Origin of the sequence: Nocardioides sp. P86, assembly GCF_023712465.1 — a bacterium.
Lineage (GTDB): Bacteria > Actinomycetota > Actinomycetes > Propionibacteriales > Nocardioidaceae > Nocardioides > Nocardioides kribbensis.
Genome location: NZ_JAMAYE010000003.1, coordinates 1 through 20,012, shown reverse-complemented (window position 1 = coordinate 20,012; position 20,012 = coordinate 1). Strand labels below are relative to the sequence as shown.

The window sequence follows — 20,012 nt, the reverse complement described above, 5'->3', positions numbered from 1 at the left end:
GGAGGATCGCGGCATGGGCGAGGTGTTCGACGGCGAGATCCAGGCGCGCTACCGCGACGTCAACACGGGCGGGCACGTCGACAACGTCGAGGCGATCCGGGTGCTCGACGAGGCGCGCACGCAGTTCTTCCGCTTCGCCCCGCTGGGCCTGCCCGCGGGCGTCGGTCTGCTGGCCCGGGTGCCGGGCGGGGTCTCGGAGCTGATGGGCTCCCAACGCGTCGACTACCACGCGGAGATGCGCTTCGCGCCGTACCAGCCGTTCCTGGTGCGCATCTGGCTGGCCCACGTGGGCCGCTCGTCGTTCACGATCTCCTCCGAGGTGCGGGTCGAGCGCGACCACCCGCCGGCCGTGGTCGCCGAGAGCTCGCTGGTCTTCTGGGACCACGCCGCCCAGGCCTCGTGGCCGATCTCGCCCGAGGTGCGCGCCGACCTCGACCGCTTCCGCGGCGACCGGGTCGCCCTGCGCGAGCGCCCCGGCCCCTGACCGACCTGCGCCCGCCCCGGGCCAGCGGCGGCCGGCTGCGCGTCTTACTGACCGTTGAGACCTCTACCTGACAGTCGTGACGGTCAGGTAGAGGTCTCAATGGTCAGTAAGACGCAGGCGGCGGGGGCGGCGGGGGCGGCGAGCGCCGGCGGCGGGCAGGGCGGCCCCGCGGCCGCTCAGTCGCAGCCCGGGAGGACGACGGTGACGGTGGTGCCGCGGCCGAGGGCGGAGTCGACCTCGACGCGCCCGCCGTGGCGCTGGGCGATGCCGGCGACGATGCTCAGCCCGAGGCCGGTGCCCGGGCGGCGCAGGGCGGCGGGGTCGGAGGAGCGCACGAAGGGCTCGAAGAGGCCGGCCTGGTCCTCGGGGGAGATGCCGATGCCGTCGTCGGCCACGACGAGCGCGACCTCGCCGCCGCGGCGCTCGGCGGAGACGACCACGCGCCCGCCGGCGTCGGTGTACTTCAGCGCGTTGGTCAGCACGTTGTCGAGCAGCCGCTCCACCTCCACCGGGTCGCCGGTCGTCGCGGCCTGCGGGTCGCCGGGGCCGACCTCCAGGGCGACCCCGGCGACGCCGGCGGTGGCCTGGTAGAGCCCGACCACGTCGCGCACGAGCGCCCCGAGGTCGACCCGCGTGCGCAGGCTCGCGCGCTGACGGTCGTCGGCCTGGGCCAGCCGGAGCAGGTCGTCGACGACGCCGCGCATCTTGGCCACGCCGCGCCCGATCGAGGCCTCGAAGGTCGCGGCCGGCTCGGGATGGCCGAGCATGCCGAGCAGCTCGAGGTTGCCCGAGACCACGGTGAGGGGCCCGCGCAGCTCGTGGGTGAGGGTGGCGATGAGCTGCGCGCGCCGCTCGTCGACCTCCTGCAGCTCGCGCAGCAGCGCCCGCTCGCGCTGGCGCACCTGGGCGACCGCGAGGGCCGTGCCGAGGTCGCCGCCGACCACGAGGGCGGCCTGCTGGTCCACCGGTGACCACGACCCCGCGCCCGGCGCGCGGGAGAGCACGCAGATCCCGGCGTACGTCGTGCCGCGCAGCACGGGCACGGCGAGGGCGCTGCCCATCGAGGTGGCCTGCAGCAGTCGCTGGCCGTGCGCGTCGAGGCCGGGGTGCGCGGCGAGGGCGCGGGTGGGCTCGCCCGCGCGCAGCACCAGGGCGCGCGGGGGGCCGACGAGCTCGGGGCCCAGTGCTCGCGCGATCACCCGCAGCGAGCGGGGGGCGCGCAGCGGCTCCCCGTCGCGGGAGTGGATCGGCACGGCCACGGCCGGGTCGAGCAGCTGCACGCAGGCCGCGTCGGCGGCGAAGCCCTCCACGAGCAGCGGGAGAGCGGCCTCGAGCAGCTCCTCGGGGGTCTGGTGCTCGGGGGCGAGCGTGGAGCGCACCAGGTGGTGGGTGGCCTGGGCGCGTGCGGCGCGCTGGCCGACCTCCTCGCGGTCGCGGGCGCTGAGCAGCGCCTGCTCGACGTGGGCGGCGTAGCGCTCCAGCAGGTCGCGGCGCACCCCGTCGGGGCGGCGGCCGTCGAGGGGACCGTCGAGGGAGAGCACGCCGACGACCTGGCCCGCGGCGTCGGTGAGCAGCGCGAGGAGCACGTCCCACGGGTCCCACCTCTCCTGCGGATCGGTGTCGTCGCCCGCCACGGGGGTCTCGATGCGCACCCAGGTGCCGTCGAGGTGCCCGTCGTGGTGCTCGGCGCGCAGGAAGCGGAAGCGGCCCCAGGACTCGGCCGCGGCGACGACGGGCTCGAGGATCGCCACGGAGTCGGTGGCCAGCACGGCCTCGCGGTGCTGCTCGGGCCCGGCGTAGGCCACGGTGACCAGGTCGTCGTCGACGACCACCGAGAGGGTCGCCACGTCGAAGCCGACCATCAGCGCCACCGACTCCACCAGCAGCTGCAGCGCCGCGCGCGAGGACGCGTCGGACCAGTCGTCCAGGTCCGGGTGGTGGGTGCGCGCGGGGACGCACGACGGGCCCTCCGCGGGCTGAGTCGCCATGATCCCCCCGATCGACAGCGCAGGGGCACACTCAACACCTCCGGGCCGGTGGTTGTCACTGGTCTCGACCAGCGGGCGGTCGCCTCCCCCGGCCGGGCCGCGATGTGTGCGGGTGGGTGAGCCGGGGCGCGCGGCGGGCGCCTAGCGTCGCGGGCATGAGCGACGACCAGACCCCGACGTACGTCGAGAAGGGCAAGGAGTTCCAGCGCGACACGACCTACGTGTCCGACCGGATCACCCGCGACGCCCGCACCCCCGAGCACGGCCCCACCGACGGGCGGATGTGGCCGGTGGAGGCCGGCCGCTACCGCCTGGTCGCCGCCAAGGCCTGCCCCTGGGCCAACCGCGCCATCATCGTGCGGGGCCTGCTGGGCCTCGAGGACGTCGTCTCCCTCGGGATGCCCGGCCCCACCCACGACGCCCGCAGCTGGACCTTCGACCTCGACCCCGGCGGCAAGGACCCCGTGCTGGGCATCGAGCGGCTCCAGGAGGCCTACCTCGCGCGCTTCCCCGACTACGAGCGCGGGATCACCGTGCCCGCGATGGTCGAGGAGTCCAGCGGCGAGCTGGTCACCAACGACTTCCCGTGGATCACCCACGACCTCTTCCACGAGTGGCGCGACTTCCACCGCGCCGACGCCCCCGACCTGTGGCCCGCCGAGGTCCGCGAGGAGATGGAGGAGGTCATGCAGCGCGTCTTCACCGAGGTCAACAACGGCGTCTACCGCTGCGGCTTCGCCGGCTCCCAGGAGGCCTACGACGAGGCCTACCAGCGGCTGTGGACCGCCCTGGACTGGCTCGAGGAGCGGCTCACCGACCGCCGCTACCTCATGGGGTCGGCCATCACCGAGGCCGACGTGCGGCTCTTCACCACCCTGGCCCGCTTCGACGCGGTCTACCACGGCCACTTCAAGTGCAACCGCAACAAGCTCACCGAGATGCCGGCGCTGTGGGGCTACGCCCGCGACCTCTTCCAGACCCCGGGCTTCGGCGAGACCATCGACTTCGACCAGATCAAGGCGCACTACTACGTCGTGCACACCGACATCAACCCGTCGGGGATCGTGCCCGCCGGGCCCGACCCGGCCGTCTGGCACACCCCCCACGGGCGCGAGTCCCTGGGCTGATCCCCGGGCTCGTCCCCGGGGCTGGTGCCAGGTCCGTGCCGGTCGGTGCCGGTCGGTGCCGGTCGGCCGGGTCGGTACGCCTAGCGGTGGAAAAGCCGGGCCAGCAGGCCCTTCTGCTCCTGCACGACCGAGCCGGTGCCGGCCGGTGCGCCGTGGCCCGGGCCCCCTGCGGGGCGCGGGTCGTCGGCATCGCGCCGCAGGCGCGGGGTGCCGCCGCTGCGCACCACGACCTCGTCGAGGAGCGCGTCGACGTCCGCGGTCTCGTAGCCCTCGCGCAGCCTGACGGTGGCGAAGCGGGCGGCGCAGACCGGGGCGACCGGGTCGCCGCCCGAGCGCAGGGTCTGCACCAGGTCGGCGAGGAAGTCGTCGACCTGGCCCATGTCGTAGCCGCTGCGCAGCCGCACGGGGGTGAAGCGGGCGGTCTCGACCAGCCGCGCCAGCTCGGCGGGCTCGGCGGGACTCCCAGGACTGGCGGGCTCGGGCGGGGGAGTGCCGGGAGGGGGGTCGGCGGGGGTGGCCATGGCCGCTCCTACCCCGGGCGCCGTCGCGTCACGCCTGCCCGGGCCACCTAGGCTGGCGCGCGTGGGAGTCGGACACGGGCACGGACACGGGCACGCGGGCCGGCAGGCGGGCGGCCACCCGGGCGGCCACGCCGCGGGTCGCGCGGCCGACCGGCGGCGGCTGCGGGTGGTGCTGGCGGTCACCGCGAGCGTCATGGTGCTCGAGGTCGTGGGCGCCGTCGTCACCGGCTCCCTGGCGCTGCTCGCCGACGCCGGCCACATGGCCACCGACGCCGGCGCCGTGGTGCTCGCGCTCGGGGCGTCGTACGTCGCCGGGCTCCGCCCGGGCCCCCGCTCCACCTTCGGCCTGCACCGCGCGGAGATCCTCGCCGCGCTGCTCAACGCGCTGGTGCTGCTGGTGGTCTGCGGCTACCTCGCCTGGGCCGGCCTGAGCCGGCTCGCCGACCCCCAGGAGGTGGAGGCGGGGCCGATGATCGCCTTCGCCACGGTCGGCCTGCTCGCCAACGCCGTCTCGATGCTGGTGCTCAGTCGCTCGGAGTCGGGCTCGCTCAACCTGCGCGGCGCCGCCAACGAGGTCTTCGCCGACCTGCTCGGCTCGGTGCTGGCCATCGCCGCCGGCGTCGTCGTGCTCACCACGGGCTGGCTGCAGGCCGACCCGCTGGCCTCGCTGCTGATCGCGGTGATGATCCTGCCGCGCGCCCTCGTGCTGGCCCGCGACGCCGTCGCGGTGCTGCTGGAGGTGGCCCCCGCCGGCCTCGACCTGGGCGAGGTCAGCCGCCACATCGAGGACGTGCCCGGCGTCGTCGACGTGCACGACCTCCACGCCTGGACCATCACCAGCGGCCTGCCGAGCCTCTCGGCCCACGTGACGGTCACCGACGCGGCGCTGGCCGAGCGGGGCGTCGGCGCGGTGCTCGACGACCTGTGCCACTGCGTCGCGGAGCACTTCGACGTGCGCCACGCGACCTTCCAGGTCGAGCCGGTCTCCCACGGCGCCCACGAGGACCTCGGCGAGCTCCACTGACGCCTCCACCGCGGCCTCCACCGCGGCCTCCACCGAGGCGCCCGCCCGCGGCCCGGCGACCGCGCCGCCGCGCCCCGTCCCGGGACGACCGGGCCCGCGCCGCGCCTCAGGCCCGGTCGACCTCGGAGCGCAGCTTCAGCACGACGGTGCCGTCCTCCTGCTCGATGACGTAGGCCGGGTCGTCGTCGCTGCCGTGGCGGGTGATCGTCGAGCCCTCGGTGGTGCGCTCGACGGTGTCGTGGTGGACCTCGGTGACGGTGCCGCTCGCGGTGCCGTTGCCCCACGACCAGCTGACCTCGGTGCCCTTGCGGATGCTCATGTCGTCTCCTTCCGGGCCGCCTGCTCGGCGGCCGCGCTCAGCTTGACCAGGGTCTTCTCGATGCCGCGCTGGATCTTCGCGGCCACGCCGGCGCGGTGGTAGGCGGCCTGCACGAGGCCGGGGTAGCGGCTGATGTCCCACGTCTCGGTGACCCGCGTGCGGGCCGTGCCGCCGGTGGCGTCGGCGGGCAGCTCCTCCAGCTCGTAGCGCCACCGGTGCAGCCCGACGTGGCGCCAGGCGATCAGCCGGTCGGGCTCGAGCTCGACGACCTTGTTGCGGATCTTGTACGGCGCGCCGATGCGCATGTCCATGCCGAAGGTCGAGCCCAGCTCCAGCCGCGGGGGCCCGCTGGTCGAGCCCCTCACGGTGCCGGAGCCGTCGATCAGCGGGTGCTGCCGGGGGTCGGCCAGGATGTCGAAGACGACGGCGGGCGGGGCGTCGACGACGGCCGAGGCTGTCACGACGGGGCGGGCGGAGGAGGCCATGCGCCGAGGCTACGGCGGGTGATTGGCGGCCATCTCACCCGCGCAGGTACGTTGTCCCCGACCACGATGTGTCCGGGGTCACAGGTGCACCACCCCGCGCCTGGACGGCCCGCTCGGACACGCCGTACGGCCTCGGAGACCCCGTCGGGCCGGTGAGAGCGAAGGAGTGCGCACGTGTCCCCTGACTCGACGTTCGGCCCCGACCTGGTGGAGGTCTTCGGACCCTCCCAGAGCGACGGCGGCCCCGAGCTGGTCCAGCTGCTGACCCCGGAGGGCGAGCGCGTCCACCACCCGGAGTTCGACATGGACTTCAGCGCCGAGCAGCTGCGCGGGTTCTACCGCGACATGGTGCTCACCCGGCGCATCGACACCGAGGCCACGGCGCTGCAGCGCCACGGCGAGCTCGGCATCTGGGCCCAGCTGCTGGGCCAGGAGGCCGCGCAGATCGGCGCCGGCCGCGCGCTGCGCACCCAGGACCACGTCTTCCCGACCTACCGCGAGCACGGCGTCGCGTGGTGCAAGGGCGTGGACCCCCTCAAGCTGCTCGGGCTCTTCCGCGGCGTCGACCACGGCGCGTGGGACCCCGAGGAGAACCACTTCGGGCTCTACACCATCGTCATCGGCGCGCAGACCCTCCACGCCACCGGTTACGCCATGGGCATGCAGCGCGACGGCGTCGTCGGCACCGGCGACCCCGAGCGCGACGCCGCGGTGATCGCCCACTTCGGCGACGGCGCCTCCTCGCAGGGCGACGTCAACGAGGCCTTCATCTTCGCCGCCTCCTACAACGCCCCCGTGGTGTTCTTCTGCCAGAACAACCAGTGGGCCATCTCGGAGCCGATCGAGCGCCAGACCCGCATCCCGCTCTACCAGCGCGCCCTGGGCTTCGGCTTCCCCGGCGTGCGCGTCGACGGCAACGACGTGCTGGCCACCTACGCCGTCACCCAGGCCGCCCTGCAGCGCGCCCGCGACGGGCAGGGCCCGACCTTCGTGGAGGCCTACACCTACCGGATGGGCGCCCACACCACCACCGACGACCCGACCCGCTACCGCCTCTCCGACGACGTGGAGAGCTGGAAGCTCAAGGACCCGATCGCCCGCGTCGAGGTCTACCTGCGCCGCAACGGCCTGGTCGACGACGCCTTCATCGCCGGGGTCAAGGACGAGGCCGACGACCTGGGCGCGCGCCTGCGCGAGGGATGCAAGGCGATGCCCGACCCGCAGCCGCTCGACATGTTCGACCACGTCTACGCAGAGATGACCGACGAGCTCGCCGCCCAGCGCGACGGCTTCGCGGCCTACCTCGAGTCCTTCGAAGGAGCCGACCGATGAGCACCCAGAAGGTCACGCTGGCCAAGTCGCTCAACATGGGGCTGCGCCGCGCGATGGACGACGACCCCAAGGTCCTGCTCATGGGCGAGGACGTCGGCAAGCTCGGCGGCGTCTTCCGCATCACCGACGGCCTGCAGAAGGACTTCGGCGAGGACCGGGTCATCGACTCCCCGCTCGCGGAGTCGGGCATCGTCGGCACCGCGGTCGGCATGGCGCTGCGCGGCTACCGCCCGGTGGTGGAGATCCAGTTCGACGGGTTCGTCTACCCCGCCTACGACCAGATCGTGTGCCAGGTGGCCAAGATGAGCTACCGCTCCAAGGGCCGCTCCAGGATGCCGATGGTCATCCGGATCCCCTACGGCGGCGGCATCGGCGCCGTGGAGCACCACAGCGAGTCGCCCGAGGCGCAGTTCGCCCACACCCCCGGCCTGAAGGTCGTCACCTGCTCCAACCCCGTCGACGGCTACTGGATGATCCAGCAGGCCATCGCCTGCGACGACCCGGTGATCTTCCTGGAGCCCAAGCGGCAGTACCACGCCGACAAGGCCGACCTCGACACCACCGCCACCCCCGCGCCGCTGTTCACCTCGCGGGTGGTGCGGCGCGGCACCGACGTGACGCTGCTGGCCTACGGGCCGATGGTCAAGACGGCGATGAAGGCAGCCGAGGCCGCCGCCACCGAGGGCCGCTCGCTCGAGGTGATCGACCTGCGCACGCTCTCGCCCCTCGACATGGCCCCGGTGCTGGAGTCGGTGCGGCGTACGGGCCGGGCCGTCGTGGCCCACGAGGCCCACGTCAACCTCGGCCTGGGCGCGGAGCTGTCGGCCCGCATCACCGAGCAGTGCTTCTACTCCCTGGAGGCCCCGGTGCTGCGGGTGGGCGGCTTCGACACCCCCTACCCCGCCTCCCGGATCGAGGAGGACTTCCTCCCCGACCTCGACCGGGTCCTCGACGCCGTCGACCGCAGCATGGAGTTCTGATGACGACCACCCAGGCCCCCACCCAGGAGTTCCTCCTCCCCGACGTCGGCGAGGGCCTCACCGAGGCCGAGATCGTCGAGTGGAAGGTCGCCGTCGGCGACGTCATCGCGATCAACGACATCATCGTGGAGATCGAGACGGCCAAGTCGCTGGTCGAGCTGCCCTCGCCCTACGCCGGCACCGTGCTCGCGCTGATGGTCGACGCCGGCGTCACCGTCGACGTCGGCACCCCGATCATCCGCGTGGGCGACCCCGCGTCGACCGGCCCGTCGACCGGCCCGTCGACCGGCGAGCCCGCGCCGGGGCCGGCCGCCGCCGCGCCCCAGCCGGAGATGGCCATCGACCTGTCCAACCCCGCCGCCTCCGGGGGCGGGGAGGGAGAGAGCCTCGTCGGGCGCAACAAGGCCGAGCGCGGCCCCGTGCGCCGCGCCCGCAAGGGGTCGGCCTCGCCCTCGACCGAGGCCGGCGCCAACACCCAGATGCAGCTCCAGGGCGCCTTCGCGCCGGGCGGTGCGGAGTCAGACGAGGTCGTGGCCTCCGACGAGCCGGCCGTGCCCGCCACCCCGGCCCCGCCGGTGCCCGAGCCGGTCGACGCGCTCGTGCCGGCCCGGGCCACCGACCCCGCCGCCGTACGCGCCCTGGCCAAGCCGCCGGTGCGCAAGCTGGCCAAGGACCTCGGGGTCGACCTCGCCGCCTGCCGTGCCTCCGGGCCCGGCGGCACGGTCACCCGCGACGACGTCCACGCCGCCGCCGGCCGGGGGGCCGCTCCCGAGCAGGTGCCGGCCGCGATGCCGGCCACGACGTCCGCCTCGACGCCCCGGCCGGCAGCGGCCGGCGGCGCCCGCGAGACCCGCGAGCCGGTCAAGGGCGTGCGCAAGATGATGGCCGGCGCGATGGTCGGCTCGGCGTTCTCCGCGCCCCACGTCACCGAGTGGGTCACCGTCGACGTCACCCGCACCATGGAGCTGGTCGAGCGGCTCAAGGACCACCGCGACCTGCGCGGTCTCAAGGTCTCGCCGCTGCTGGTGCTCGCCCGCGCCTGCGTGCTCGCGATGCGTCGTACCCCGGTCATCAACTCCACGTGGGACGAGGCCGCCCAGGAGGTCGTGCTCAAGCACTACGTCAACCTCGGCATCGCCGCCGCCACCCCCCGCGGCCTGGTGGTGCCCAACGTGAAGGACGCCCACGACCTGGCGCTGCCCGAGCTCGCCGCGGCGCTGGGCGAGCTCACCGCCACCGCGCGCGAGGGCCGCACCCAGCCGGCGGAGATGGCGGGCGGCACGTTCACGATCACCAACGTCGGCGTCTTCGGCGTCGACGCCGGCACCCCGATCATCAACCCCGGCGAGTCGGCGATCCTCTGCTTCGGTGCGGTCACCAAGAAGCCGTGGGTGGTCACCCGCGACGGGGTCGACGAGATCGTCGTGCGGCAGGTGACGACGCTGGCGCTGTCCTTCGACCACCGCCACGTCGACGGCCAGGCCGGCTCGCAGTTCCTCGCCGACGTCGCCTCGATCCTCGAGGACCCCGCCTCGGCGCTGCTGTTCTGAGGTCGCCCGCTCCCGGGTGGGACGTCATGCGTGGGGTGGAGGCGCATCCACGTCTCGTATGACGCCCTGCCGGGGCGGCTCCGGGCGGGTGGTGGCGTCATGCGTTCGGTGGAGGCGGATCCACGTCGCGCATGGGTCATGCGCAAGCGGTCTGGGGCGCGTTGGTGGCGTCATGCGTCGGGTGGAAGCGCATCCACGTCGCGCATGACGTCCGCCTGCGGGCGGCCCACGGGCGGAGCCTCACCCCGCGGCGAGCACCACGGCCTCGGCCTCGCGCGTCAGGCCGGTGGTGGGGGCGCCGGGGGTCGCGCGCAGCCAGGCCAGCGTGTCGCGCGCCGAGTCGGCCACCGGCCGCACGACGAGCCCCGCGGCCAGGCTGGGGGTGGCGTCGTGGGCCAGCATCCCGTCGTACGCCGGGCGCGGCAGCCACAGCGGCAGCGAGTCGGGGCCCGACCACGGCTGCACGCCGGCCGCCTCGAGCCGGTCGGAGGCGACCCACCGCAGCCGCGGGGTGACGCCGACGCCGGCAGCGACCTCGGCCAGCAGCTCGCCGGCGGTGGTGGTGGGCCCGACCGCGTCGTAGGCGCCGGTGAGGCGGCGCTCGGCCGCGGTGACGACCCACGTGGCGAGGTCGCGGGCGTCGAGCACTTGCACGACGTCGCGGGGCGAGCCGCCGGCCAGCACGGGCTCGCCGTCGCCGGCCTCCGCGAGCCGCGCCGGCCAGTAGGTGAAGCGGCCCGAGGGGTCGCCAGGCCCGATCAGCAGCCCGGGTCGCAGCACGAGGCTGCGCGCGGCGCCGGCGAGCACGATCTCCTCGCAGGCCACCTTCATGGCGCCGTAGGCGTCGGGGTCGGTGGTGGGGTCGACGTCGGCGTGCTGGGCCGGGCGCAGCGCCCCGCGGGAGGGGGTCTGGCCGGGGGAGGCGTCGTCGGAGTAGACGTTGACGGTGGAGACGAAGACGTGGTGGGCCTCGGGCCAGGTCGTCACCGAGCGGCGTACCCAGGAGGGCGTGCGGGCCACGTCGACCACGACGTCCCACCGCTGCGAGGCCAGCGCCGGCGGCACGACGCGCGTCGAGCGGTCCCACGCGACGTGCTCGGCGCCCTCCGGCACGGTGCCGCTGCGACCGCGCGAGGCGCAGGTGACCTCGTGGCCCCGCTCGAGCGCCTCCTGGGCGACCGCGCGCGAGAGGAAGGCCGAGCCGCCGAGCACGAGGATGCGCATGGGGTGAGCCTGTCAGGCGCGGCCAACGAGCACGAGGGGCCGCGCTGCCCCGGTCGACCGCCAGGTCGCCCGGGCCGGGCGCCGCCGCGCACCATCCGCCCCGTCCGTCACACCGGTCGGCCCGGACCCGCACGTGTCGGCCGACGCGTGGGCCGACAGGTGCGGGTTTCACCAGCCGGCTGGTGAAACCCGCAGCCGCGCCCTCAGGCCTCGCCGCTGAGCATCGGCCGCGCCAGCTTGCGGCCGTGGTGGATCTGGGCCTTGACGGTGCCCAGCGGCAGGGAGAGCAGGCGGGCGATCTCGTCGTAGGGCAGGCCGTAGACGTCGCGGAGCAGGAGCGGCTCGACGTACTGCGGGTGCTCGCGCTCGAGGGTCTCCATCGCCTCGAGCAGGTCGAGGCGGGTGCCGGCGATGACGCTGGTGGTGCGCGGGTCGGGACGGTCGGCGAGCGGACCGCCGGACTGCGGGTCGGCGGCGACAGCCTGGTTCTTCATCCGGCGGTAGGTGCTGCGGGCGCTGTTGACGGCCACCACGTGCATCCACGTGGTGAAGCGGCCGCGCCCGCCCCAGGAGCCGATCTTGGCGGCGATGTTGATCAGCGCCTCCTGGCAGGCGTCCTCGGCGTCGGAGGAGTAGGGCAGGACCCCACGGCAGACGTTGAGCGCGCGGGGGCGCACCGCCGCGAGCAGGTCCTCCAGGGCGTCGCGGTCGCCGTCCTGGGCGCGCCGGGCGAGGTCGTCGATGTCGTCGGGGGTCAGCGCCCCCGGGGTGTCGGTGCTGTGCGTGCCGGGCATGTCCGACCTCCTTCCCCTCGTGGTGGCGCCCCAACCGGGGCTGACCGCTCCTATCATGCTCGCGTGTCCATGCCTTCGCGTCTCGGTCGTTACGCCGTGCGTCGACGCGTCGGCTCGGGCGGCTTCGCGACGGTCTGGCTGGCCTACGACGAGCAGCTCGACTCCCCGGTGGCGGTCAAGGTGCTGGCCGACAACTGGACCGAGGACCTGCAGGTGCGCCGCCGCTTCCTCGAGGAGGGCCGCTACCTGCGCCGCGTCGACTCCCCGCACGTCGTGCGCGTCTACGACGCCGGCGAGCTCGACGACGGCCGCCCCTACCTCGTCATGTCGTACGCCGACCAGGGCACCCTCGCCGACCGCCTCGAGGTGGAGGGCCTCACCGCCCGCCAGGCGCTGGAGGTCGTCCGCCAGGTCGGTCTCGGGCTCCAGGCGCTGCACGACCTCGACATCCTCCACCGCGACGTGAAGCCCGCCAACGTCCTCTTCCGCACCACCCGCGGCGGCCACGCCGGGCCGGGCGTGGCGACCTCACCGGCCCCACCCGTCACACCGGTCGGCCCGGACCCGCACCTGTCGGCCGACGCGTGGGCCGACAGGTGCGGGTTTCACCAGCCGGCCGGTGAAACCCGCGACCCCGCCGACGCCACCGACGCCACCCCGGCGACCGGCGACGTGCAGGCGCTGCTGGGCGACCTGGGGCTGGGCAAGGCCCTCGACGTGTCGAGCCGGCTGACGATGGTGGCCGGCACGCCGTCCTACGTCGCACCCGAGCAGGCCCGCGCGGAGGCGCCCGACGCCCGCGCCGACCAGTACTCCCTGGGCGCGCTGGCCTACCTGCTGCTCACCGGCCGCCCCGCCCACGCCCACACCAGCCTGCAGGCGGCGGCCCACCCCGACGACCCGGCGCCGCTGTCGACCGAGGAGCGGCCCTTCCCGCCGGAGGTCGACGCGGTGGTGCGCCGCGCGCTCGCGGTCGACCGCGACGAGCGCTGGCCCGACGTCACGGCCTTCGTGGCCGCGCTCTCGGCGGCGCTCGACCCGCTGGTGGGCCGGCAGGGGTCGACGGGCTCGATCTCGCGGCCGTGGCTGCCCCTCGACCCCGAGCTGACCCAGCCCGGCGCGCGGCCCTCGGTGCACCAGCCGTCGGGTGAGCTGCCCGAGCCCTCCCCGCCCGCCCGGACCGCGCGGCCCACGCGCCGCCGCCGGGTCGCGGGTGCGCTCGTCGGCGCCGTTGCGGGCGTGCTGGCCCTCGGCGCCGGCGCCCTCGCGGGCTACGCCTGGGTCGACGGCCGGGCCCCCGAGCGGCTCACCGTCAGCGACGCCACCGGTCGTCTGGCCGTCGAGGTGCCGGCCGGCTGGGACGCCGCCGAGGCCGACGAGCCGTGGGCCGGCCCGGCGGGCGACGCGTCGTACGACGCCCTCTCCGTCGGCACCGACGCCTCCTGGACCGACCCCGACAGCGACGGGGAGGGGGTCTTCCTCGGCCTGATGGCCGGCGACGCCCTGCCGACCCTCATGCCTGGCCACGCGGAGTGCGAGAGCCCGCAGGAGCCGGTCACCAGCACCGTCGACGGCCGCCCCACCCGCACCGTCGTGCACACGGGCTGCCCCGGCGGGGTCACCGTGGAGCGCGTCGTGCGCGTCGCGGTCAACCGGCTGCTGTGGGTGCAGGTGCGCAGCGACACCACCGCCGAGGCCTACCGCGTGCTCGACAGCGTCCGCACCTACGGGCTCTGACCCGCGGCCCCGCCGCGCCCGGGTCGGGCCGGCCCGCGCCCGCGCCCGAGCCCTCGCGTGAGGGCGCGGGGGACTGTGGCGGTGGCGCGCTGGGACGACGGTGAGGGCGGGTCTCAGGCGCGTGCGCCGGCGGTGACCTTCTCCAGCAGCGCGCTGAGCCCGTCGCGGTCCGACTCGCGACCGATGACGGCGATCGAGGCGTAGGCCGTGGGGTCGGCGGGGCCGGTGCCGATGAAGCGCTCGTAGCTGACGCGCTTGTAGCCGCCCTCGACGTAGGTGGAGACGAAGGTGTCGCGCGAGCGGTACTCCACGTCGAGGTCCTCCACCGCGGTCGCGCTCTCCAGGGCCGCGATCCGTGAGGTGAGGGCGCTCTCGATGCTCTGGTAGTCGTTGCCGATCAGGCGCACCCGCAGGAAGTAGGTGTACTTCACGTCGTCCGGCGGCCCGGGGAACCAGCGCCACTCGCCGGCCGCGGAGTCGCTGCGCACCCAGCCGTCGGGGATCGGCACCGACAGCGTGAAGGGGGCGGTGCCGACGACGACGCGCGTGGTGGGCAGGCCCCGCACCAGCGCGGGGTAGTCGGGGTCGGGGGAGATCTCGACCGGCGGGTCGGTGGGCACGGCCGGTGAGGCGGCGGCCACCGGCACGGGCGGGCCGAAGGCGGCCGGGGCGTCGCTGCGGGACCCGGCGACCAGGCCGCCGGCGAGCGCGCCGACGACGGCCAGCGCCATCGCGACGAGCGCACCCCGGAGACCCATGGCGACACCGTAACCGCCCCGCGGCCCCCGGCGCCGTGAGGGTCTTTACCCGGCGGGTGCGGGTGGCCGGTCCCCTCCGGCCCCGGTCCGGGCCACCCCGGGACCGCCCCGGGACCGACCCGGGACCGACCCGGGGCCGCGCCGTACGGCGGGCCTGCGGCTCCGACCGGCGGTGACCACCGCCACAGGCCCGCAGCATCTCGGCGGTCGCAGCGCAGCCCCTGCACCGAGCCGGGGCCGCGCCTGCGCGGCCCCCGCGCGGTGCACCGCCGAGCCGCCCCGGCCCACCGCGACGGAGCCGTCCGTCCACGCCTCGTCGCCGGTTCGGTGATGGGCGCGTGACCTCCCTACGGTTGGCGCCCATGAGCAGCCTCCTCGTGCGCAACGCCCGGATCGTGCCCGTCCGCGCGGCCGACCGCGGCACCGACCGGGCCCCCGACGCCCCCGTCGACGTGCTCGTCGAGCACGGCCGGGTCACGGCGGTCGGGCCGCGGCTGAGCGCGCCGACCACGGCGTACGACGAGCACCGCGAGGTCGACGCCGCGGGGCGCTGGGTGGCGCCGGGCCTGTGGGACCAGCACGTCCACCTGGCCCAGTGGACCCTCACCTCGGCGCGGCTCGACCTCACCGGGGCGCGCTCGCCGGAGCAGGCGACGGCGCTGGTGGCCGAGCGGGTGCGGGAGTACCCCGAGCTGCCCGTCATCGGCTGGGGCCACCGCTCGGCCGGCTGGGACCGCGAGGTCACCGTCTCCGAGCTCGACGCCGTCACCGGCGACACCCCCGTGGTGCTGATCTCCGGCGACGCCCACCACGCCTGGCTCAACACCACCGCGCTGCTGCACCTCGCACTGCCCGTGCGCGACTCGGTGGTGCGCGAGGCGGAGTGGTTCCGCGCCTACGCGCGCCTGTCCTCGCTCATCGGCGACGACGGCACCTCGCCCGAGGCCTACCGCCGCACCCTCGACCACGCCGCCGCGCTGGGCATCGTCGGCCTGGTCGACTACGAGTTCTCCGGCGGCGCCGCGGAGTGGGCCGAGCGCTGGTCGCACGGCTGCGACCTGCTGCGGCTGCGCATGTCGACCTACGCCGAGGGCCTCGACGACGTCATCGCCATGGGCCTGCGCACCGGCGACCCGCTGCCCGGCTGCGACGACCGCGCCACGATGGGGCCGCTCAAGATCATCAGCGACGGCTCCCTCAACACCCGCACCGCCTGGTGCTGCGAGCCCTACGGCGACGCCCACCGGCTGGAGTACCCCGCCGGGCAGCCCAACCTGTCGGGCGAGGAGCTGCGCGAGCTGCTGGCCCGCGCCCACGCCCACGGCCTCGAGGTCGCCACCCACGCCATCGGCGACGCCGCCTGCGCCGAGGCGCTCGAGGCCTACGCCGTGACCGGCGCCCGCGGCTCGATCGAGCACGCGCAGATGGTCAACCGCGCCGACGTGCGCCGCATGGCCGAGCTGGGCATCCGCGCCAGCGTGCAGCCGGCACACCTGCTCGACGACCGCGACCTGACCGAGAAGATCTGGGGCGAGCGCTCCGCGCGCTGCTTCGCCTACCGCTGGATGCTCGACGACGGCGTCGAGCTGGCCCTCGGCTCCGACGCCCCGGTCTCGCCGCTGGACCCGTGGCTGGCCATGGCCGCCGCGGTGCACCGCAGCGCCGACGAGCGGGAGGCGTGGCACGGCGAGCAGGCGCTCACCCCGCAGGAGGTGCTCGCGGCCTCCGTCGACGGCCAGCCCACCGTCGGCGCCGGCTCCCGCGGCGACCTGGTGCTGCTCGACCGCGACCCGCTGGCCCCCAGCGACTCGCCCGCCGCGGCCGCGGCCCTGCTGCGCACCATGCCCGTCGCCGCGACGTACGTCGCCGGCCGCGAGGTCCACTCCGCCCTCTGACCCGGCCGACCCCGGGTCCGGACCGGCCGGCGGCGACACGTGTTACTGACCGTTGCGCCCTCTACCCGACCGTCACGACAGTCAGGTAGAGGTCGCAACGGTCGGTAAGTGGCGATCGGGGCCGCGGATCAGTCCTGACCCAGCACGGCCAGCACCTCGGCGGCGACGGCCTCCTGCTCGGCGGCGAGCGGGTGGTAGGCGAGCGCCTCGTCCTCGAGCGTGGTGCGCCCGTTGATCCACGGGTCCTCGGCGCACAGGTCGTGGCCCTCGGTGGCGGCGAAGACGTCGACGAAGTCGACCCCGGCGTCCTTCGCGGCGCCCTCGACGGCGGCGTCGAGGCGCTCGTTGAGGTCGCGGGCGTAGGGGTAGTCGCCGACCGCGAGGTCGATGCGGTCGGGGCAGGTGCCCTCGGCGGGCAGGATCTGGGGGTAGCCGACGGCCAGCACCCGGGCGTCGGGCGAGCGGTCGAGGACGCCGGTGAGCGCGGCGGCGAGCTGGCCGCGGATCTGGCGGAAGACGTTGTCCTTGACCAGGTCGGCGTCCTCGCAGGGCGAGCCCTCGGGGTCCTCGGCGGCGAGCTGGCCGCAGCGGCCGATGAGGGTGGCGAAGAGGTTGAAGTCGTTGCCGCCCATGCCGAGGGTCACCAGGTCGGTGTCCTCGGTGAGCGCGTCGAACTGCGCCGGGCGCGCCTGGCCGTCGAAGGTCTCCTGCACGCCGACCAGCGACGTGGTGGTGGCGCCGGAGCAGCTGACGTCGGTGAGCGCGGTGCCGTCGATGGCGGCGGCGACGAGGCTGGGGTAGTTGCCCGTGGAGCGCAGGCAGCCGTCCTGCGGGTCGGTCTCGGGCACGAGCGGCGCCGCGGTGTAGGAGTCGCCGAGGGCGACGTAGCGCGGGAAGTCGCCGCTGCCCTCGCCCGCGTCGGCGGTGGACCCGGGGCTGGTCGAGGGGCTGGTCGAGGGGGCGCTGGAGGAGGTCTCGGGGGAGGGCGCCGCGGTGTCGTCGGGCTCGTCCCCGCCCGAGGAGCTGCAGCCGGTGACGAGCAGCGCACCGGCGGCCAGCGCGGCCGCGAGACGCAGCGTCGCGGGGCGGGCGGGGGCCGCGGCGCGGCGGGACGGGCGGGCCGAGGGGCGAGCGGTCATGGCGTCGACGGTACGGGCCCGCCGGGTCGCCCCACCCCACCCGGGGGTGTCGCGCTCAGGACGGCAGGAGTACGACGGAGTCATGAGCGACACCCGCGGCGGCCCCGAGCCGGTCGCCCACCGAGCCCGTCCCGCCGACCCGGCCGACCCGGCCGACCCGGCCGACACCGCCGACCCGGCCGACCCGGCCGGTCCTGCCCGGGCCCGCGGCCCGGCCCGCAGCGGCATCGGCCCCGAGGGGGCCGGCGCGGGTGGGGAGCACGACGGGTCCGGCGAGGGGTCCGGCGAGGGGGAGGGCAGCGGCGGCGAGTCGCTGCTCACCGTCGTGGTCGCGCTCGTGGCCAACGCGCTGCTGGCGCTGGCCAAGTCGGTGGCGGCGGTGGTGACCGGCTCGGCGGCGATGGTGGCGGAGGCGGCGCACTCGTGGGCCGACACCGGCAACGAGGTCTTCCTGCTGGTGGCCGAGCGCTCGGGAGGCCGGCCCCGCGACGCCGAGCACCCGCGCGGATACGGGCGCGCGACGTACGTCTGGTCGCTGGTGGCGGCCTTCGGGCTGTTCTCGGCGGGCGCGGTGGTGTCGGTCTGGCACGGCGTGACCCAGCTGGGCAGCACGGAGGAGGAGGCGTCGTTCGTCGTCAACTACGTCGTGCTCGGGGTGGCGCTGGTGCTTGAGGGCACGTCGTTCGTGCAGGCCTCGCGGCAGGTGGGCGGCGACGCCCGGCGCTGGGGCGTGCACCCGCTGCGCTACGTCGCCGAGACCTCCAACCCGACGCTGCGCGCGGTCTTCTTCGAGGACGCCTCGGCGCTGGTCGGCATCGTGCTGGCCGCCGCGGGCATCGGCCTGCACCAGCTCACCGGCGACCCGGTGTGGGACGCGCTGGCCTCGATCGCCATCGGCGTGCTGCTCGCGGTGGTCGCGGTCTTCCTGATGCGGCGCAACATGGCCTACCTCCTCGGCGAGGGCCTCGGCCCGCAGCTGCAGGACCGGGTGCTGCGCAGCCTGCTGGCCCACCCCCAGATCGAGCGGATCACCTACCTCCACGTCGAGTACGTCGGCCCGCAGCGGCTCTTCGTGGTCGCCGCCGTCGACCTGGTCGGCGACGACGCGGAGTCGGCGCTCGCGGTGCGCCTGCGCGGCCTGGAGGCCGACGTCGAGCAGGACCCGATGATCGAGGACGCCGTGCTCACCCTCGCCCTGCCCGCCGAGGCCTCCCTGGCGCCCTGAGCCCCGGCGGCCGCAGCCCCGCGGCCCGCGGTCCGCGTCCTACTGACCGTTGCTACCTCTACCCGACAGTCATGACGGTCAGGCAGAGGGCTCAACGATCAGTAGGACGCCACCGGCGTACGACGACCGTCCGCCCCGGCGCAGCGGCACCGGGGCGGACGGTCGTGGGTGCGGGCGGGTGCCCAAGGCTCAGCGGCCGATCAGGTCCGACTCGGAGGTCGGACGCAGAGGTCGACTCAGAGGTCGATCGGGCGCAGCACGCGGTCGATGGCGTGGGCGACCTGCTTGTTGCCGCGGTTGACGTCGAGGGCGATGACGCGGGGGTCGCGGGCGTTGGTGTCCTGGTCCTCCAGGCGCACCTCGCCGCCCTTGACCCGCACGGTCCAGGTCGCGCCCAGCGCGGTGGTGGTGGGCTCGCCCTTCGAGGCGACGACCTTCTCCGAGACCAGCGTCTTGCCGGCGACCACGTGGTAGAGCAGAACGGCCTCGAGGGTGTCGACGTCGACCGCGGCGGCGACCTGGCGGAAGGTCTGGCGCTCGTTGCCGGGGCGCTCGCCGGTCAGCTTGAGCACGAGGTTGCGGAAGGCGGCGTCGGTGGGCAGGAAGGCGGTGGCGCGCTCCCCGCCCTGGGTGAGCAGACCGACGGGGCTCTCCGGCTTGGCCTTGAGCACGGCGAGCACGGCGCGCTCGAGGACGTCGAAGTCCTGCGACTTGTGGTCGAAGCGGTTGCCGTCGGCGGCGAGCACCTCGGCGAGGCTGGTCTCACCCTGCGGCTTGGCCGACGGGGCGGCGGAGGCCGGGGCCAGGGCGCCGGCGGCGAGGGTCGCGGCAGCGGCGGTGGCGGCGAGGGCGGTGGTGATCTTCTTCATGGGGTTTCTCTCCTGTGTGGGTGTTTCTCTGGCGGGTCGGTCTGAGTGGTGGTCTGGGTGGTGGCGGGGCGGGCCGGTCGGGCCCGGTGGAGCCGGTCGGCGGCGCTCAGGCCCGGGTCGGGCCGGCGTAGGCGCCGCGCAGCGCGGAGGTGACGGAGTGGGCGGGGTCGCCGTCGTCGGGCTCGAGGCTGACGTCGACGGCGGCGTAGGCCGAGACGAGCCCGGCGGGCAGCTCGACCACGGCGGAGCCGTCGGGGCCGAGGGTGCCGAGCGGGAGCATCTTGTTGGTCGCGGGGTCGAGCAGCCACGCCTCGTAGAACTCCCCGCGCCGCGGCTCGGGCAGTCCGGAGGCGGTGATGGTGACGCGGGTGCCTCCGGGCACGTCGACCAGCTCCACCGCCCCGGCGGAGTCGCGGAAGCGGCGCTCGAGCGGGGCCAGGTCGGCTCCGACCGGCTGCGGCTCGGGACCGGTGCTCGGCCCGGTCGGCCCGCCGTCAGGACTGCCGGTGGGGCTGCTGTCGGGGCTGGCTGAGGGGGTCTGCGGTCCGCCGCCCGCGGCGG

At 75.3% G+C, this 20,012-nt stretch carries 19 protein-coding genes; 9 read left to right on the top strand and 10 right to left on the bottom strand.

Annotation, left to right across the window (positions count from 1 at the left end):
- The first annotated feature begins 13 nt into the window (after positions 1-13).
- Complete coding sequence (locus tag M3673_RS13630; RefSeq protein WP_056864981.1) at positions 14-484, top strand: thioesterase family protein; 471 nt, start codon at positions 14-16, stop codon at positions 482-484.
- A 176-nt stretch (positions 485-660) separates the two neighbouring features.
- On the opposite strand, the gene M3673_RS13625 is transcribed toward M3673_RS13630, so the two are convergent.
- Positions 661-2,472 carry an ATP-binding protein gene (locus tag M3673_RS13625; RefSeq protein WP_228942649.1) on the bottom strand — a complete coding sequence of 604 codons (1,812 nt, stop codon included), beginning with the start codon at positions 2,470-2,472 and terminating at the stop codon, positions 661-663.
- A gap of 155 nt (positions 2,473-2,627) precedes the next feature.
- Here M3673_RS13625 and M3673_RS13620 point away from each other — a divergent pair, with 155 nt between their 5' ends.
- The gene (locus tag M3673_RS13620; protein WP_251534367.1) at positions 2,628-3,599 is read left to right on the top strand and encodes a glutathione S-transferase C-terminal domain-containing protein; all 972 of its coding nucleotides are present in this window, start codon (positions 2,628-2,630) and stop codon (positions 3,597-3,599) included.
- A gap of 80 nt (positions 3,600-3,679) precedes the next feature.
- Here the strand turns inward: M3673_RS13620 and M3673_RS13615 are convergent, their stop codons facing one another.
- Positions 3,680-4,120 (bottom strand): DivIVA domain-containing protein, encoded by a 441-nt coding sequence (locus M3673_RS13615; protein WP_251534366.1) that lies wholly within the window; start codon positions 4,118-4,120, stop codon positions 3,680-3,682.
- Positions 4,121-4,181: 61 nt separating this feature from the next.
- On the opposite strand from M3673_RS13615, the gene M3673_RS13610 reads away from it, so the two are divergent.
- Positions 4,182-5,144, top strand: a complete 963-nt coding sequence (locus tag M3673_RS13610; RefSeq protein ID WP_251534365.1) for a cation diffusion facilitator family transporter — start codon at positions 4,182-4,184, stop codon at positions 5,142-5,144.
- A gap of 106 nt (positions 5,145-5,250) precedes the next feature.
- Here the strand turns inward: M3673_RS13610 and M3673_RS13605 are convergent, their stop codons facing one another.
- Positions 5,251-5,463: a DUF2945 domain-containing protein gene (locus M3673_RS13605; RefSeq protein ID WP_193661840.1), complete on the bottom strand. Its 213-nt coding sequence runs from the start codon at positions 5,461-5,463 to the stop codon at positions 5,251-5,253.
- Positions 5,460-5,948, bottom strand: a complete 489-nt coding sequence (locus M3673_RS13600; protein WP_193661841.1) for an SRPBCC family protein — start codon at positions 5,946-5,948, stop codon at positions 5,460-5,462. The genes M3673_RS13605 and M3673_RS13600 overlap by 4 nt, the downstream gene beginning before the upstream one ends.
- 174 nt (positions 5,949-6,122) lie before the next feature.
- Here M3673_RS13600 and pdhA point away from each other — a divergent pair, with 174 nt between their 5' ends.
- Genes pdhA through M3673_RS13585 form a run of 3 tightly spaced genes read left to right on the top strand, consistent with a single transcriptional unit; the run spans position 6,123 to position 9,810 of the window.
- Positions 6,123-7,280: a pyruvate dehydrogenase (acetyl-transferring) E1 component subunit alpha gene (pdhA, locus tag M3673_RS13595; RefSeq protein WP_082500409.1), complete on the top strand. Its 1,158-nt coding sequence runs from the start codon at positions 6,123-6,125 to the stop codon at positions 7,278-7,280.
- On the top strand, positions 7,277-8,260 hold the full coding sequence (locus M3673_RS13590; protein ID WP_251534364.1) for an alpha-ketoacid dehydrogenase subunit beta: 984 nt from the start codon (positions 7,277-7,279) through the stop codon (positions 8,258-8,260). Before pdhA ends, M3673_RS13590 begins: the two co-directional genes overlap by 4 nt.
- On the top strand, positions 8,260-9,810 hold the full coding sequence (locus M3673_RS13585) for a dihydrolipoamide acetyltransferase family protein (RefSeq protein WP_251534363.1): 1,551 nt from the start codon (positions 8,260-8,262) through the stop codon (positions 9,808-9,810). The genes M3673_RS13590 and M3673_RS13585 overlap by 1 nt, the downstream gene beginning before the upstream one ends.
- 240 nt (positions 9,811-10,050) lie before the next feature.
- On the opposite strand, the gene M3673_RS13580 is transcribed toward M3673_RS13585, so the two are convergent.
- Together M3673_RS13580 and M3673_RS13575 are read right to left on the bottom strand one after the other, a co-directional pair.
- Entirely contained in the window at positions 10,051-11,034 is a 984-nt protein-coding gene (locus M3673_RS13580) for an NAD-dependent epimerase/dehydratase family protein (RefSeq protein ID WP_251534362.1), read from the bottom strand.
- Positions 11,035-11,237: 203 nt separating this feature from the next.
- Positions 11,238-11,828 carry an RNA polymerase sigma factor gene (locus M3673_RS13575; RefSeq protein ID WP_251534361.1) on the bottom strand — a complete coding sequence of 197 codons (591 nt, stop codon included), beginning with the start codon at positions 11,826-11,828 and terminating at the stop codon, positions 11,238-11,240.
- Between the two features lie 69 nt (positions 11,829-11,897).
- Between M3673_RS13575 and M3673_RS13570 the strand changes: the two genes are divergently transcribed.
- The gene (locus M3673_RS13570; RefSeq protein ID WP_251534360.1) at positions 11,898-13,565 is read left to right on the top strand and encodes a serine/threonine-protein kinase; all 1,668 of its coding nucleotides are present in this window, start codon (positions 11,898-11,900) and stop codon (positions 13,563-13,565) included.
- 113 nt (positions 13,566-13,678) lie between these two features.
- Here the strand turns inward: M3673_RS13570 and M3673_RS13565 are convergent, their stop codons facing one another.
- Positions 13,679-14,323: a hypothetical protein gene (locus tag M3673_RS13565; RefSeq protein ID WP_193661846.1), complete on the bottom strand. Its 645-nt coding sequence runs from the start codon at positions 14,321-14,323 to the stop codon at positions 13,679-13,681.
- A 362-nt stretch (positions 14,324-14,685) separates the two neighbouring features.
- Between M3673_RS13565 and M3673_RS13560 the strand changes: the two genes are divergently transcribed.
- Positions 14,686-16,218, top strand: a complete 1,533-nt coding sequence (locus tag M3673_RS13560; protein WP_251534359.1) for an amidohydrolase — start codon at positions 14,686-14,688, stop codon at positions 16,216-16,218.
- A gap of 128 nt (positions 16,219-16,346) precedes the next feature.
- Here the strand turns inward: M3673_RS13560 and M3673_RS13555 are convergent, their stop codons facing one another.
- On the bottom strand, positions 16,347-17,357 hold the full coding sequence (locus M3673_RS13555) for an SGNH/GDSL hydrolase family protein (protein ID WP_251534358.1): 1,011 nt from the start codon (positions 17,355-17,357) through the stop codon (positions 16,347-16,349).
- 82 nt (positions 17,358-17,439) lie between these two features.
- On the opposite strand from M3673_RS13555, the gene M3673_RS13550 reads away from it, so the two are divergent.
- The gene (locus tag M3673_RS13550) at positions 17,440-18,582 is read left to right on the top strand and encodes a cation diffusion facilitator family transporter (RefSeq protein WP_251534357.1); all 1,143 of its coding nucleotides are present in this window, start codon (positions 17,440-17,442) and stop codon (positions 18,580-18,582) included.
- 236 nt (positions 18,583-18,818) lie between these two features.
- Here M3673_RS13550 and M3673_RS13545 read toward each other — a convergent pair whose 3' ends face one another.
- Together M3673_RS13545 and M3673_RS13540 are read right to left on the bottom strand one after the other, a co-directional pair.
- Positions 18,819-19,451, bottom strand: coding sequence for a fasciclin domain-containing protein (locus M3673_RS13545; protein WP_056864966.1), 633 nt, complete (start codon positions 19,449-19,451; stop codon positions 18,819-18,821).
- A 106-nt stretch (positions 19,452-19,557) separates the two neighbouring features.
- On the bottom strand, positions 19,558-20,012 hold a 455-nt coding region (locus tag M3673_RS13540), incomplete at its 5' end, for an anti-sigma factor (RefSeq protein ID WP_251534356.1).

What these genes read in the sequence shown, in the direction of transcription:
- M3673_RS13630 (WP_056864981.1), top strand. Translation starts at nt 14, where the DNA reads ATGGGCGAGGTGTTCGACGGCGAGATCCAGGCGCGCTACCGCGACGTC.
- M3673_RS13625 (WP_228942649.1), bottom strand. Translation starts at nt 2,472, where the DNA reads ATGGCGACTCAGCCCGCGGAGGGCCCGTCGTGCGTCCCCGCGCGCACC.
- M3673_RS13620 (WP_251534367.1), top strand. Translation starts at nt 2,628, where the DNA reads ATGAGCGACGACCAGACCCCGACGTACGTCGAGAAGGGCAAGGAGTTC.
- M3673_RS13615 (WP_251534366.1), bottom strand. Translation starts at nt 4,120, where the DNA reads ATGGCCACCCCCGCCGACCCCCCTCCCGGCACTCCCCCGCCCGAGCCC.
- M3673_RS13605 (WP_193661840.1), bottom strand. Translation starts at nt 5,463, where the DNA reads ATGAGCATCCGCAAGGGCACCGAGGTCAGCTGGTCGTGGGGCAACGGC.
- M3673_RS13600 (WP_193661841.1), bottom strand. Translation starts at nt 5,948, where the DNA reads ATGGCCTCCTCCGCCCGCCCCGTCGTGACAGCCTCGGCCGTCGTCGAC.
- M3673_RS13590 (WP_251534364.1), top strand. Translation starts at nt 7,277, where the DNA reads ATGAGCACCCAGAAGGTCACGCTGGCCAAGTCGCTCAACATGGGGCTG.
- M3673_RS13585 (WP_251534363.1), top strand. Translation starts at nt 8,260, where the DNA reads ATGACGACCACCCAGGCCCCCACCCAGGAGTTCCTCCTCCCCGACGTC.
- M3673_RS13580 (WP_251534362.1), bottom strand. Translation starts at nt 11,034, where the DNA reads ATGCGCATCCTCGTGCTCGGCGGCTCGGCCTTCCTCTCGCGCGCGGTC.
- M3673_RS13575 (WP_251534361.1), bottom strand. Translation starts at nt 11,828, where the DNA reads ATGCCCGGCACGCACAGCACCGACACCCCGGGGGCGCTGACCCCCGAC.
- M3673_RS13570 (WP_251534360.1), top strand. Translation starts at nt 11,898, where the DNA reads ATGCCTTCGCGTCTCGGTCGTTACGCCGTGCGTCGACGCGTCGGCTCG.
- M3673_RS13565 (WP_193661846.1), bottom strand. Translation starts at nt 14,323, where the DNA reads ATGGGTCTCCGGGGTGCGCTCGTCGCGATGGCGCTGGCCGTCGTCGGC.
- M3673_RS13560 (WP_251534359.1), top strand. Translation starts at nt 14,686, where the DNA reads ATGAGCAGCCTCCTCGTGCGCAACGCCCGGATCGTGCCCGTCCGCGCG.
- M3673_RS13555 (WP_251534358.1), bottom strand. Translation starts at nt 17,357, where the DNA reads ATGACCGCTCGCCCCTCGGCCCGCCCGTCCCGCCGCGCCGCGGCCCCC.
- M3673_RS13550 (WP_251534357.1), top strand. Translation starts at nt 17,440, where the DNA reads ATGAGCGACACCCGCGGCGGCCCCGAGCCGGTCGCCCACCGAGCCCGT.
- M3673_RS13545 (WP_056864966.1), bottom strand. Translation starts at nt 19,451, where the DNA reads ATGAAGAAGATCACCACCGCCCTCGCCGCCACCGCCGCTGCCGCGACC.